Annotated in this window: 15 protein-coding genes and 1 tRNA gene; 5 read left to right on the plus strand and 11 right to left on the minus strand. The window is 65.6% G+C overall.

The window, feature by feature from the left end:
- Window positions 1–126: sigma factor-like helix-turn-helix DNA-binding protein (locus AC2VOP_RS00395; RefSeq protein ID WP_486959138.1), on the minus strand; the 126-nt coding region annotated here is incomplete at its 3' end.
- 171 nt (window positions 127–297) lie between these two features.
- On the opposite strand from AC2VOP_RS00395, the gene AC2VOP_RS00400 reads away from it, so the two are divergent.
- Window positions 298–370, plus strand: a tRNA-Arg gene (locus AC2VOP_RS00400).
- A gap of 49 nt (window positions 371–419) precedes the next feature.
- Here AC2VOP_RS00400 and AC2VOP_RS00405 read toward each other — a convergent pair.
- Entirely contained in the window at window positions 420–1,850 is a 1,431-nt protein-coding gene (locus AC2VOP_RS00405) for a PE-PPE domain-containing protein (protein ID WP_486959124.1), read from the minus strand.
- Window positions 1,851–2,063: 213 nt separating this feature from the next.
- Here AC2VOP_RS00405 and AC2VOP_RS00410 point away from each other — a divergent pair, with 213 nt between their 5' ends.
- Window positions 2,064–3,569 carry a PE-PPE domain-containing protein gene (locus AC2VOP_RS00410; RefSeq protein ID WP_486959125.1) on the plus strand — a complete coding sequence of 502 codons (1,506 nt, stop codon included), beginning with the start codon at window positions 2,064–2,066 and terminating at the stop codon, window positions 3,567–3,569.
- Between the two features lie 91 nt (window positions 3,570–3,660).
- Window positions 3,661–3,969, plus strand: coding sequence for a DUF732 domain-containing protein (locus tag AC2VOP_RS00415; protein ID WP_486959126.1), 309 nt, complete (start codon window positions 3,661–3,663; stop codon window positions 3,967–3,969).
- A gap of 18 nt (window positions 3,970–3,987) precedes the next feature.
- On the opposite strand, the gene AC2VOP_RS00420 is transcribed toward AC2VOP_RS00415, so the two are convergent.
- The 5 genes from AC2VOP_RS00420 to AC2VOP_RS00440 are packed head-to-tail and all read right to left on the minus strand — an operon-like array spanning window position 3,988 to window position 9,194.
- Window positions 3,988–4,443, minus strand: coding sequence for a hypothetical protein (locus AC2VOP_RS00420; protein ID WP_486959127.1), 456 nt, complete (start codon window positions 4,441–4,443; stop codon window positions 3,988–3,990).
- Window positions 4,440–4,871, minus strand: coding sequence for a type II toxin-antitoxin system Rv0910 family toxin (locus AC2VOP_RS00425; protein ID WP_486959128.1), 432 nt, complete (start codon window positions 4,869–4,871; stop codon window positions 4,440–4,442). Before AC2VOP_RS00425 ends, AC2VOP_RS00420 begins: the two co-directional genes overlap by 4 nt.
- Window positions 4,872–4,883: 12 nt before the next feature.
- Complete coding sequence (locus AC2VOP_RS00430; RefSeq protein ID WP_486959129.1) at window positions 4,884–7,310, minus strand: HAD-IC family P-type ATPase; 2,427 nt, start codon at window positions 7,308–7,310, stop codon at window positions 4,884–4,886.
- Entirely contained in the window at window positions 7,307–8,458 is a 1,152-nt protein-coding gene (locus AC2VOP_RS00435; RefSeq protein ID WP_486959130.1) for an MBL fold metallo-hydrolase, read from the minus strand. Before AC2VOP_RS00435 ends, AC2VOP_RS00430 begins: the two co-directional genes overlap by 4 nt.
- 4 nt (window positions 8,459–8,462) lie before the next feature.
- Window positions 8,463–9,194 carry an enoyl-CoA hydratase gene (locus AC2VOP_RS00440; RefSeq protein WP_486959131.1) on the minus strand — a complete coding sequence of 244 codons (732 nt, stop codon included), beginning with the start codon at window positions 9,192–9,194 and terminating at the stop codon, window positions 8,463–8,465.
- 196 nt (window positions 9,195–9,390) lie between these two features.
- On the opposite strand from AC2VOP_RS00440, the gene AC2VOP_RS00445 reads away from it, so the two are divergent.
- Window positions 9,391–10,101 carry a response regulator transcription factor gene (locus AC2VOP_RS00445; protein ID WP_486959132.1) on the plus strand — a complete coding sequence of 237 codons (711 nt, stop codon included), beginning with the start codon at window positions 9,391–9,393 and terminating at the stop codon, window positions 10,099–10,101.
- Between the two features lie 13 nt (window positions 10,102–10,114).
- On the plus strand, window positions 10,115–11,449 hold the full coding sequence (locus AC2VOP_RS00450) for a sensor histidine kinase (protein WP_486959133.1): 1,335 nt from the start codon (window positions 10,115–10,117) through the stop codon (window positions 11,447–11,449).
- An 18-nt stretch (window positions 11,450–11,467) separates the two neighbouring features.
- Here the strand turns inward: AC2VOP_RS00450 and arfC are convergent, their stop codons facing one another.
- The 4 genes from arfC to AC2VOP_RS00470 all read right to left on the minus strand — a co-directional run.
- Window positions 11,468–11,644, minus strand: coding sequence for a channel accessory protein ArfC (gene arfC, locus AC2VOP_RS00455; RefSeq protein WP_486959134.1), 177 nt, complete (start codon window positions 11,642–11,644; stop codon window positions 11,468–11,470).
- Window positions 11,644–11,805, minus strand: coding sequence for a channel accessory protein ArfB (gene arfB / locus AC2VOP_RS00460; protein WP_486959135.1), 162 nt, complete (start codon window positions 11,803–11,805; stop codon window positions 11,644–11,646). Before arfB ends, arfC begins: the two co-directional genes overlap by 1 nt.
- Window positions 11,806–11,860: 55 nt before the next feature.
- On the minus strand, window positions 11,861–12,433 hold the full coding sequence (gene arfA / locus AC2VOP_RS00465) for a channel-forming protein ArfA/OmpATb (RefSeq protein WP_486959136.1): 573 nt from the start codon (window positions 12,431–12,433) through the stop codon (window positions 11,861–11,863).
- 225 nt (window positions 12,434–12,658) lie between these two features.
- Window positions 12,659–12,912, minus strand: a 254-nt coding sequence (locus tag AC2VOP_RS00470; RefSeq protein ID WP_486959137.1) for a citrate/2-methylcitrate synthase, incomplete at its 5' end; no start/stop codon positions are given.

Consider the following 12,912-nt stretch of genomic DNA (forward strand, 5'->3'; position numbering starts at 1 on the left):
ATTCGACTCCAATGCCGACTTCACCGTGTTCTTGGAGACCCCCAGCATCCGGGCGATCATCTTGATCGACAAACCCTCCGCACGGCGCAACCGGCGAATCTCTGCCCAATCTTCCACAGTCAACATTCCCTTCTGGTCCTTCCTAGCTCGGGTAGAGCCAGGAAACCGGACCAAGGGGGTCAGAATTCGGATGCCGCGCCGGGGTCAGTTTTCACGTGCCGTCGACATCAAGCGCCGGTAGACTTCCCGGCTGGCGGACTGGCGGCAATTTCAGGCCATCAAACAGGCCAGTCCCTCGCCCTCGTAGCTCAGGGGATAGAGCACGGCTCTCCTAAAGCCGGTGTCGGAGGTTCGAGTCCTCCCGGGGGCACGATCGAAACTAAAGCTCCGGTGCTGCGTCCCGCGATTCGACTCAAGATCTAACTGATACCGGCGATTCCGAAAAGGGCTAGCACGGGGACCAATCCGAAATCAGCTGCGATCGGCATTCCGATGGCGTCGAGGAGGTGACCCGACGTGAGTTCCTGCACGAACAGCGCCGCATCATACGCCGGCATCGTGGTTGTCAGGGCGTTGATGGAATCAGCCATCGGAAGCAGCTCCGCGTAGGCGTTCGAGAGGTCGCCGCCGACGGTGTTGACGATGTCGACGATGCTGGGCAGGGAATCCGCGGCGCCCGCGGCGTTGGCGATCACGTCCGACAGGCTCGGCAATGAGAACGACAGGTGCGACAGATCGGCCCCGAAGGCGCTGAATCCCTGCTGGGCTCCGTTGACCAGCGCCGTGAGCACGTCGGCCGGGTTGATGTTCGTCGGAAACAGCGAATCCGAGAACGGGGTGGGCACGTTCGCCGGCCCGGGGTCCCAGCCGTGGTCGATCTGGCCGTAGCCCAGGTTGACCAGCACTTTCAAGTCCGGCTGAAGCAGATCGGCGACGGCGTTACCCACGGGGCTGCCACGCAGCGGATCCAACAACGGCAAGTCCTCGGTGGGAAGCATGAAGTATTGGGTGTGCCCGGTGTAATCGGCAGACACCGGCAACTTGACTGCGGTAGCGATCTGGGCGTCAGTGAAATTGAGAAGGGTGCCGTGCACGTACGCGATGCCCAGGGCGGCATTGAGGTCCGACAGCAGATCGATCGGGTAGCGCGGGAAGTCGGAGAAGCCGTCGTACTCCTGGTCGTAGATGACGGTGTCCCACGGGGTGTCCGACGGGGTGGCGCCGCTGAACGTGATCCCGAAGCTCGGCGCAGTCAGCGTCGGCAGGTTCGGGTCGTCGAAGCGCTCGAGAATGCCTCCGTTCGGGGCGCTGACGTCGACGAGCGCCACAAAAGAGAGCTGCTCCGCGGTTGGCCGCTCGTCGGCCGGCAGGGCCATCAGATCACGCATCTCCAACGATTCGATGGTGGCACTCTGCGAACCGCCGCCGACGACGACGTTGTGCCCCTCGGCAATCTGCTTGAGGATGTCGCTGTTCAAAATGCTGACCCCCTGCGCCACCGACGGGTCGAACTCCAGGCTCTTGACACCGGTCGCCGGATACAGTCCCTCCGGCGTGAACACCGGTTCCACCTTGGTTACCGGGAACAATGGCTGTCCCGGGAAGATGGGCGTCGTCGGGTCGTATCGCTCGAGCGCCCCGTTGATGTACTCCGCGGAGGGTATCGGCGTGCCGCTGCCGCCCATAAAAAGCCCCACGGTCTCGGCGTCGGCCAACTTCACCGCCGCTAGCACCGTTTTCGCCCCGAAAGGCAACACGGAGGCGGCAGTCGACGACACACTGAGTACGGCGACCCCGGCGACTGCCAGCGGCACAAGGCCGCCGCACGCCGGCAATCTACGACTCGTCATCAGCGACCCTCCCGTCAGAGTTATCTGCACGTACGCAGCATGCTAACTTAGACTCTCTCGACCGCTGTTTTGCCATCTTCGGTGGCTAATAGAGTTGCATTGCTGAAAGCCACCCCCACGGCGGGGCAGGGTTTGACGCGCCGGGCGCCGATGCTGGACGTACCCGAATATTAGGTCAAGGAGGCTGCCGGGATGCGCCGAAGGAATCCGGTCGTGGCTGCGCGTCAGTTGCATTCACCGACGGTTGTGTCGCTGGCGATCGCCGGCACCACCGCACTGGCCGTATCGCTTACCCTCCCAACGGCCTTGCCTACCCAGCCGACCCGGGTGCACACGGTGCTGGCGGAAGCGAACCTGCTGAGCACCGAGTTGTGGGTCATCGGCGGCAGCGGGGACGCGATACCTTCGGCGGATCCCACACACACGATCGAGCGGTATATCGACCCTGCTGCCTTTCCTCACTTCAGTAACGGTCATGCTCTTTTCGCCGGCCAACCCCAATTCACGTTCGATGCCTCGAACGCACTGTTCACACCGGAGGGACTGGAGCCGGTCACCCCTGGCGTGAAAAGCCTGGCGTTTAACCCGTCGTTGGCGCAGGGCGTGACGATTTTGAACAGCACGATCATGCAACAGCTTGCCGCCGGGAACAAGATGATCATCGAGGGCGACTCCCAGGGCGCCGATGTCGAGGCCGTGGAGATGCGCGCACTGTCGGCCCTGCCGAAGGCGGACCAGCCCGGGCCAGACCAGCTGTCCTTCGTGACGACCGGTAACGAAATGAACCCCGACGGCGGCATTCTGGAACGCTTTAACCTCCCGGGCATGCCGCAGTTGACCGCACCGGCCTTCGGGATCACGTTCATCGGTGCAAGCCCGGCGGATACGCCCTGGACGTCTGTTGAATACATCGGAGAATACGATGGTTTCGCCGACTACCCGCGCTACCCCATCGATCTACTGTCGGACATCAATGCCGTGCTGGGCATGGGATTTGTGCACCTACGTTACGGCAGTTTCACCGCCGCCCAGATCGCTGATGCTGTCACGTTGCCGGTGTCTGCCGATTACACCGGTCATAGCGAATATTTCATGATCCCCCAGACTCTGCCGCTGGTGGACCTGCTGCAGGTTATTCCCGTCGTGGGCAAACCGCTGGCCGACCTACTGGAGCCGGACTTGGAGGTGCTGGTAAACCTCGGCTACGGCGACATCGATCATGGCTGGGATCAGGGGCCGGCGAACGTGCCCACACCGATAGGGCTGTTTCCGAACGTCAACCCGGCCGACGTGCTGACCGCGTTGGCCAAGGGAGCTCAGCAGGGTGTCGAGAACGTCACCCACGACCTGGGCTCGGTGACGCCGCAAAGCCTCCTGGAACAGATCGCCCCCACCGGGGGTGCTGGCGGCGGAGATTCCCTGCCCAGCTTCTTCGAGATCGCCAACACGTTCAGCAGCGACCTCAACACGTTCGGCGGTGACCTCGACTCGGGCTACGCGGGCCTGCTTCCGGTGGCTGATTTCGTCAACACCGTGACAACGACGCTGCCGGCATATGACGCCAGCCTGTTCGTGCACGAGCTGAGCTCAGGCAACCTGCTCGACGCCATAGGCATGCCAATCGCCGCAGACCTCGGGATCGTGCCTCCGCTCTCCATTTTCGGTTTGGCCGGCATCGCGGAGGGACTCGCCGCGATTTTGAATCTTCACCTGCCGTGACTTCCGCAGATAGTGGGTACACGATCCGGTGCCTACCGGAGTCCGACGATCACCACACAGACGTTCGCCAGTGACAAAGGTAAAGTTCGACATGATGAAGCACACACTGTTCACTGTCGCTGCGATGGTTGCCGTCGCAGTCGTTGCGGCCCCGGCAGAGGCGCACGCAGACGACAACAGCTATCTCGCGAAGCTCAACCAGTCGGGTGTGTCCATACCGCAGACAGACAACGTTCGCCTGACGACGGGACGCTACATCTGCGGCAGACTGGCGACGCGCGCCACATGGCAGGACCTTGTCCGTGAGCTCACCAACACGTTCTTCTACAGCCCCGAGGCCGCTGACGCGCAGATTCAGGCTGCGCAGTCGGAGCTGTGCCCGGACAGGGTGCGCCGATGACGCCCACTCGGTAACCGGTTACGGCTGATACGGAGAAGCGGGTTGTCGCGTGGAACTTCCACCGATCACGATCGAAACCAGTGCCCAAGCCGAACAACCCACTGCACCAGCCGCACTGGCGACCCCGATGTAGAGGCCGTAGCCGGGGGCGACCGGTGCAACGACGTGTTGGTGGCAGTACCAGATCGCCAGCGCCGCGATGAGCAGCGAAATAGCCAGCGCGGCAACCGCTGCCAGCTTCACAGACAAGCCACGGCCGACCATCGCACCTGCCACTAGCAGAGCGGAGGCCAACAAGACGACCAACTGGCCCACACCGAAGCCGGGCGGTGGCCGCAGGCTGCCGACACTGCCGCCGATGGCGTTGGCGTGACCGCCGCCGTCCGCTGTCGTGGTCAGCCAGGGCAGCCAAGCGCTGATCGACAGGACCACGGCGAAAAGCGCGACGAGCCAACCGGGATGCAGCCGGGTCACGTGAACACCGTGACGAACCGCTGCAGCGACTTCCGGATATCGCTGCGCAGCACCGCGGCCACCAGCGTGCCGTTCAGGCCGAACAGCGCCGGGCCACCCAGGTGTACGTCGAAGCTGACCACCGAACCCTCGTCCTTGGGTGTGACCTTGGCCAACAACTTGACCTTGACTCCGCCCACGCCGTCGCCGTTGAGCGTCATGGCCATCGGCGGTTTGTAGTGCACGACGGTCCATTTGATCCGGTTGACCATGCCCTTGACCTGGACGATCGATTCGACGACCGCGCCTTTGTCGAGGTGTTCGGGCAGCTCGCTGCGCCACACCCGGTGAATGGTCAGCCACTCCTGGTAGCGGGATAGATCGGCGGCGTGCAGCCAGGCCTCTTCTGGAGGCAGCGGCACGTCGATAGATCCGGAGAGCTTGGCCATCGGTCCTACTGGTTATTCTCGTCGCTCATCCACGGCCTTGGAGGCCGTTCCCCACAACTTGGGTCGATCACCGAGGAAGGTGCCCTGCAGCCACCACAGCGCCTCGATGACGGCCGCGCCGAGCACCCCGATGCCCAACGCCACCGCCGTCACCGCAACATCGGACGGATCCAGCATAAACTTCTCTCGGGTCAGCGGGACGGAGAAGATCACCACGTACGCCGCACTGCAGGCAACCACCAGCGCCAACCGCCACCACTGGTAGGGGCGTGCTATCACGACCAGCACCCAGCCCGCCGTCACCAGCAGCGTGATCAATGCCCCGGTTGATGCCTGGATCTGCTGCACCGGGGTGGCCTCGCTGCCGCGATAGGTCAACAGGTAGCAGGCGAAGGTGGCGACACCGATGACAATCCCGTTCGGCAGCGACACCGCCATCACCCGTCGGACGAACCCGGGATGGGCCCGCTCGCTGTTAGGGGCGAGCGACAAGATGAAGGACGGAATGCCGATAGTGAACCAGGCGACGATGGTGACGTGGATGGGTTGGAATGGATACAGCAGCGGCTTCGCCCCGAACAGCACAGAAGCCAACCCGACGCTGCCCACCAGCAGGGCCAGCAGCACCGAGTAAACCGTTTTGGTCAGAAACAGAGTAGCGACCCGTTCGATGTTGCCGATCACCCGGCGGCCCTCACCCACGACGTAGGGCAGTGTAGCGAATTTGTTGTCCAACAACACGATCGCAGCCACCGCCCGCGCAGCAGGGCTGCCGGCACCCATTGCGACGCCGATGTCGGCATCCTTGAGTGCTAGTACGTCGTTGACGCCGTCTCCGGTCATCGCCACGGTGTGTGCGTGCGACTGCAGGGCATGCACCATGGCGCGTTTCTGGTCCGGGCGCACTCGGCCGAAGGCGGCGTAACGCTCCAGCACGTCGGCGAGCTTGGATGGCTCGGCGGGCAGCGGCCGAGCATCCACCCCATCACCGGGCAACCCGAGCTTTGCTGCCACCGCTCCCACCGATACCGCGTTGTCGCCGGAGATCACCTTGATCGACACGCCTTGCGCGGCAAAATAATCCAGTGTCGCCCGAGCGTCGGGCCGGATCCTCTGCTCCAGTACCACCAGCGCGATCGGACGCACTCGCCCGGGCGCGTCCGGGTGGTCGACGGCCTCCTCGCCGGCACCCAGCAGCAGCACCCGCAGCCCCTGGGCGCCGATCCGCTCGGCCTGCTGTGCCGCGACCGACGCCGGGTCGAGCAGCACATCCGGCGCTCCGATCACGAAGTTGCCGTGCTCGCCGTAGGAGACGCCGCTCCACTTGGTCGTGGATTTGAACGGCGCGGTTGCAGTCGCCGTCCAACCGGGGGGTGTGTTGAAGGCCTCGCGGATCGCCTGCATGGTGGCGTTGGGATGAGCGTCGGCGGCGGCCAGCGCCGCTAGCACATCCGCAACTGCGTGCTGGCCGTGCTGGCCCACGTCGCCGACTTCCGCGACGCGGTACACCCGCATGCCGCTTTCGGTCAGAGTGCCGGTCTTGTCTGCGCAAACCACGTCGACGCGGGCCAGCCCCTCGATAGCGGGCAACTCCTGCACCAGGCACTGCCGCTGCCCGAGCCGGATGACGCCGACCGCGAACGCGAGCGACGTCATCAGCACCAGCCCTTCAGGAACCATCGGCACCAGTGCGCCGACCATCGCCAAGACCGACGCCCGCCAGCCCACATCGGTGGTGAACAGCTGAGTGTAGACGATCAGCAGGCCGGCTGGTACCAGCAGATAGGTGATGAACGCCAGGAGCTTGTCGATGCCGACTCGCAGTTCGGACTTCACCAGGCTGAACTTGCTGGCCTCTTCGGCCAACTGTGCGGCGTAGGCCTGACGTCCCACCTTGGTCGCGCGATAGACGCCGCTGCCGGCGACGACGAAGCTGCCCGACATCACCTGCTCACCAGTGTCTTTCGCGATCGGGTCGGCTTCACCGGTGAGTAGGGACTCGTCGACCTCCAGATCGGATTCCTCCACGACGTCGCCGTCGACCACGATCTGGTCACCGGGCCCGAGTTCGATAATGTCGTCGAGCACCACCTCTCCTGGTGGCATGGGACGGGTCCCGGATTGCCTGCGCACCAAAGGTTTCACCCGTCCGACGATGGCGAGTCGGTCCAGCGTCTGCTTGGCTCGGATCTCCTGGACCATGCCGATGACGCTGTTGGCGATGATCAGCAGGCCGAACATCCCGTTGATCAGCGAGCCGGTGGTCAGCACGATGATCAGCAGCACACCCAAGATGGCATTGATCCGGGTGAAGACGTTCGCCGCGATGATCTCGCGCACACTGCGCGCGACGCGGGCCGGGACATCGTTGGTCTTGCCGTCGGCCACCCGCTGGGCAACTTCGGCGTCGCTGAGCCCGGCGGCCGGCGAAGTGGTCACCGCCGCCACCACGGGTCGAGTTCGGTGGTTACCCTCGGCAACACCCGTTCGCCTGGCCTGGGCACCGCAACCGCCACATCGGCGGCTTCGGCTGCGACCAGCAGTCGCTCGACGGGCTCGGCCCACGGGTGTGGCGCCAGCCGGAACGTGCACCAGTGGATCGGCACCAGCAGCCCGGATCCACGGGGGTGGGCGCCGTCGGCGTGACTGACGTGGTTGACGTCCAAGTGCGCACGGACCGCCTCTTCCGGATTCATGTGGACGTCCGGCCAGGCCGCGTGGTAGGCGCCGACGGGCATCAACGTCACGTCGAACGGGCCGTAGTCCGAGCCGATCTGGCGAAAACTCCTGGTGTAGCCGGTGTCGCCGGCGAAGTACACCCGATGGCCCGGACCGATGATCGCCCACGATGCCCACAGGGTGAGGTTTCGGGTCAGGAAGCGCCCCGAGAAATGCCGGGCCGGGGTGCAGGCCAGAGTCAGTTCGCCGACGCCGGCGCGTTCGTTCCAGTCAAGTTCGACGACGCGCCGCTCGGGAACGCCCCAGGCGCGCAGATGCGCACCGACACCCAGAGGGACCAGGAACGGGGCCCGCTGCGTGCGGGCCAGCGCGACAATTGTGGCGATGTCGAGATGGTCGTAGTGGTCGTGGCTGATGACTATCGCATCGAGGGCGCCAAGCATGTCCAGTTCCACCGGCGGCGGATGCAGCCGCCCCGGCCCGATGCGGTCGGACGGGGAGCAGCGGTCACCCCACACCGGGTCGGTGAGCACCCGGTAGCCGTCGATCTCTATCAGTGCCGTGGAGTGGCCCAGCCAGCTGACCGCCAGAGGTCGGGTGCTGCCGGTGACATCCGCTGCTCCCAGCGGGATCACCGCGGCGGGTCGGCGTGCCGCGCGTCCGCGGATCAACTCCCACAGCACCAGCCGCATTTCCTCGCTGCTGAGCTTCAGCGTCGACGCCGGGTCGATGTTGACGAAGACACCGTCCCGGAAATGGGGTGAGCGGTTGGTCACCGAGCGGATCACGGCCGGCCCGGCACCCAGCGCGGCGGGCGCACCCCGTAGCGCCCGCAGCGCCCACCCGCTGGCGGCCAGCGTGACCGTACCCACCGCAAGCTGAGCCAGCCGCAGCCCTGACCGCAGCATGGCGTTAGGCGCCCTGGAACTTCGGCGGTCGTTTCTCGACGCGGGCAACCTGCGCTTCGATGATGTCCTTGCTAGCCCATGCCCTGTCGAACAGCTCCTTGTGGATCGGCCGCTGCTCCTCGTAGGCGCCGTCGTCGTTGAGCACCCGCTTCGCATGCTGAAGTGCCAGCGGTGCCAGGCCGGCGATCTCCTTCGCCCACACCTGCGCATCGACCAGGGTGCCGATTCGGTTGGCCATGCCGGTCTGCAGCGCCTCGTCGGCATTCAGCTTCTCCGCGGACAGCAGCATCGCCCGGGTGCGCCCGTATCCGGCCAGCGCCGACAGCCGCCGAATGCTCCAGTTATCCAGCGCCAAACCGTATTTCGCCGTCGGGAACTGGAAGTACGCCTCTGGTGCCACCACCCGCAGGTCGCAGATCATCGCCAGCTGCAGGCCCGCGCCGATCGCGGGTCCGTTGATCGCGCCGATCACTGGCATCGGGAATTCGTCGATGGCCTTGTGCAGTGCGATCAACTTGTCCGGGTAGTCGGCGGCGAACGCGTCACCGGAGAGGTCGGCGCCGGCGCAGAAGACGGTGCCCTGGCCGGTCAATACGATAGCCCGCACATCCTGAGTCCCGGCCTGCTCGACGGCCTCGCGCAGACCGTCGACCAATTCCGAGTTGAGGGCGTTCCGGCGTTGCGGGCGCTGCAGCTCAAGGGTTAACACGTCGTCGTGGTGAGTCACACCGATCACCGAGCGTCACCCTCCCCCGCAGGCGGGCAGTACTCCCATCTCATCGCGATATCCTTCCCTCGTCACCGGCGACCATTGAACCAGCCTATTCAGGCCGTGCTGCGGACGTCCAGGTGCTCGACGTGAGGCGTAAACGTCATTGCCGATATCGGCCAGCGTCCCGCCGCAACGCTCGGCGATCAGGCAAGATGGCGACATGGACAACGGCGCTGCTTCACCACAGTCCCCGAGGGTGCTCGTCGTCGACGACGACTCCGACGTGCTCGGCTCACTGGAACGCGGGCTGCGACTCTCCGGATTCGAGGTGGCAACCGCTGCCGACGGCGCCGAGGCGTTGCGCAGCGCCACCGAGTCCCGCCCCGACGCCATCGTGCTCGACATCAACATGCCGGTGCTCGACGGCGTCAGCGTGGTCACCGCGCTGCGGGCCATGGACAACGACGTTCCGGTGTGTGTGCTGTCTGCCCGCAGCTCCGTCGACGACCGCATCATGGGCCTGGAGGCCGGTGCCGACGACTACCTGGTCAAACCGTTCGTACTGGCCGAGTTGGTGGCTCGGGTGCGGGCGCTGTTGCGCCGGCGCGGGTCAACCGCCACCTCCTCGGCGGAGACCATCACGGTGGGGCCGCTCGAGGTGGACATCCCGGGTCGGCGCGCCCGGGTCAACGGCACCGACATCGACTTGACCAAGCGCGAGTTCGACCTGCTGGCGGTGCTTGCCGAGCACAAGACGGCGGTGCTCTCCCGCGCTCAGCTACTGGAGCTCGTCTGGGGCTACGACTTTGCGGCCGACACCAACGTCGTCGACGTGTTCATCGGGTATCTGCGGCGCAAGCTGGAAGCCGGCGGCAGCCCTAGGCTGCTGCACACCGTACGAGGAGTGGGATTCGTCCTGCGGGTGCAGTGAAAGCCAGACCACCGTGAACAAACTGACGCGGATCTTCACCCGGACACCGTCGCTGCGTACCCGGGTGGTGTTCGCGACGGCAATCGGCACCGCGGTAGCGGTGCTCATCGTCGGCGCCAACGTGTGGGTCGGCATCACCAACGACCGCAAATACTGGCTGGACCGACGTCTCGACGAGGCAGCTGGTTTTGCGACCCCGTTCGTCAGCCTCGGTCAGATTCCGGGCCCGCCCAGCGGCCAGAACACCGTCATCACCGTGCGCAAAGGGAACCAGGAGACATCCAACTCCGCGGTGGTGCTGCCTCGGCTGCAGCCAGGTTACGCCGACACCTACCTCGACGGGGTGCGCTACCGGGTGCGCACCGTGGACATCCCCGGGCCCGGCCCGATGACGGTGGCAGTCGGCGCCACCTATGACGAGACCATCAAGGAGATTCACAATGAGCACCGCCGGGTGATCATTGTGTGCGGGCTGGCCATCCTCGCAGCCGCGGTAGGAGCCTGGCTGCTGGCCGCGTTCGCGGTCCGGCCGCTGCGACGGCTGGCGCAGCAGGCCCGCTCGATCGATGTCGGTGATGAAAGGCCCCAGATCGAAGCACGCGGCGCCACCGAAGCGGTCGAGATCGCCGAGGCGATGCGCGGCATGCTGCAGCGAATCTGGAAAGAGCAGGACCGCACCAAAGATGCGCTGGCTTCGGCCCGCGACTTCGCCGCAGTGTCATCGCATGAGCTGCGCACCCCGTTGACCGCTATGCGCACCAATCTCGAGGTGCTGTCCACCCTGGACCTGCCCGATGACCAACGCAAGGAAGTCCTCAACGACGTCACCCGCACCCAGACGAGGATCGAGGCCACGTTGGGTGCGCTGGAGCGGCTGGCCCAGGGCGAGCTGTCCACCGCCGATGATCACGTGCCGGTCGACATCACCGAACTGCTTGATCGCGCCGCCCACGATGCGATGCGGGTCTACCCCGACCTGGAGGTCTCGCTGGTGCCGTCGCCGACCTGCATCATCATCGGGCTGCCAGCCGGGCTGCGGCTCGCCGTCGACAACGCGATCGCCAACGCGGTCAAGCACGGCGGTGCCAACCGGGTGCAGCTGTCCGCGGTCAGCTCACGGGCCGGGGTGGAGATCGCCGTCGACGACAACGGCAGCGGGGTGCCCGAAGAAGAACGCCACGTGGTGTTCGAGCGGTTCGCCCGCGGGTCGAAGGCCTCGCACACCGGGTCGGGTCTCGGACTGGCACTGGTAGCCCAGCAGGCTGAGTTGCATGGCGGCACGGCGTCGCTGGAGAACAGCCCGCTGGGTGGGGTGCGGCTGCTGCTGCGCCTGCCGCCACCGAGCTAGCGGTAGCCCAGCCCAGAGCTAGCCCGCAGGCTCCGCCGCCGCGGTGTCATCGCTGTCGCCGGTGTCGCCGGCTGCCGAGGGCGCCGACCTCGAGACCGGCACCTCGCGGGTGACTCGCCGGATCGTGAACGCGAACGTCAACACCAGCCCGAGCGCAAAGCTCAGCGCTACCAACCATCCATTGACGCCGGCCATCACCGAGCTCCTGTCTCAAGCGAACCCGACGGCCCAGCCAGGTCAGCCAGCGCTTCTTCCCTGCTTGTGCGACGAATGACCAGCATGGTGGCCAGCCAGGCGACGGCCGAACCCGCCACGAACGCGAGCAGGTACCACAACCACTGGATGACGAAGTCCATTTCGATCGCTCCTTAGCTGACGATGATTGCGACGCGACGCTTCTGGGCGCGACCGTCAGGTGTGTCGTTGCTGGCGACCGGGTTCCACGCCGAAGCCCTTCGTGGTGACATGACCGGCGCCCGCACGGGGCGCCGGCGCACCACCCGAGGTGACCATGCTCTCGATCGTCAGCTTGTTGACGATGTTGACGGCCTTCCAGGCGTCTTCAGCCGCGTTCTGGAGCGCGTCGGCTTGAATGGGCGTCGCCGCGGTGCCGGCCAGGGTGACGGTGTCACCGTCGACGGCGAGGCTGAAATCACGGATCGCCGCACCCGCCTCGAAAACCGGTCCGGCGGCGGAGAAGCCCAGCGATGTGGTGCCGGGGACGACCGTAAGGTTGTCGATCACATTGGCGTCATCGCCCATCGAAGCGATCACCATGTCCAGCAGCGTCTGCCTGGCGGCCGAATCGGGCAGGTTGCCCTCCAGCCTGATCTCATTGCCATGCCGGGTGATCGACAACGGCGCCAGCGCCGACCCCGGAGGCGCTGTTTCGGCGAGCGTCGGCAACGCGCCGCCAGGCCCAGGCTGGCCGCCATTCTGCGAGCGGGAGCGGTCGAGCGTGCCGTAGCCGATCAGCCCCAGCAACAGGGGGACGACCGCCAGCCCGACCAGCCAGGCACGACCCGGTGGCCGTCGGTACAGTCTGGAGGCCCGCTGCGTGGTCGTCGCGCTGCCGCCGGAAGCCGACTCGGAATCGGGCATTCGCCTCTCCTGACGTTGACGAACGGGTGATACGAAGCGTAAGGCAAGCCGGGTCTCTAGACCTACCGCTTCAGCGTCTTACTGGATGGCTGACGTCACCACCTAGCGCTACCGCGCGTCGATGGCCGTGTAGTCGCGTTCGCGGTAGCCGGTGTAGATCTGGCGCGGCCGGCCGATCTTGCTGTCGCCCTCGTCGTGCATCTCGCGCCAGTGCGCGATCCAACCCGGCAGGCGGCCGAGGGCGAACAGCACCGTGAACATCCGAGGCGGGAAGCCGATGGCGCGATAGATCAGGCCGGTGTAGAAGTCGACGTTCGGGTAGAGCTTGCGCTCGATGAAATAGTCGTCGGTCAGCGCCGCCT

The sequence above is a fragment of the Mycobacterium sp. TH-M106 genome (genome assembly GCF_057473765.1).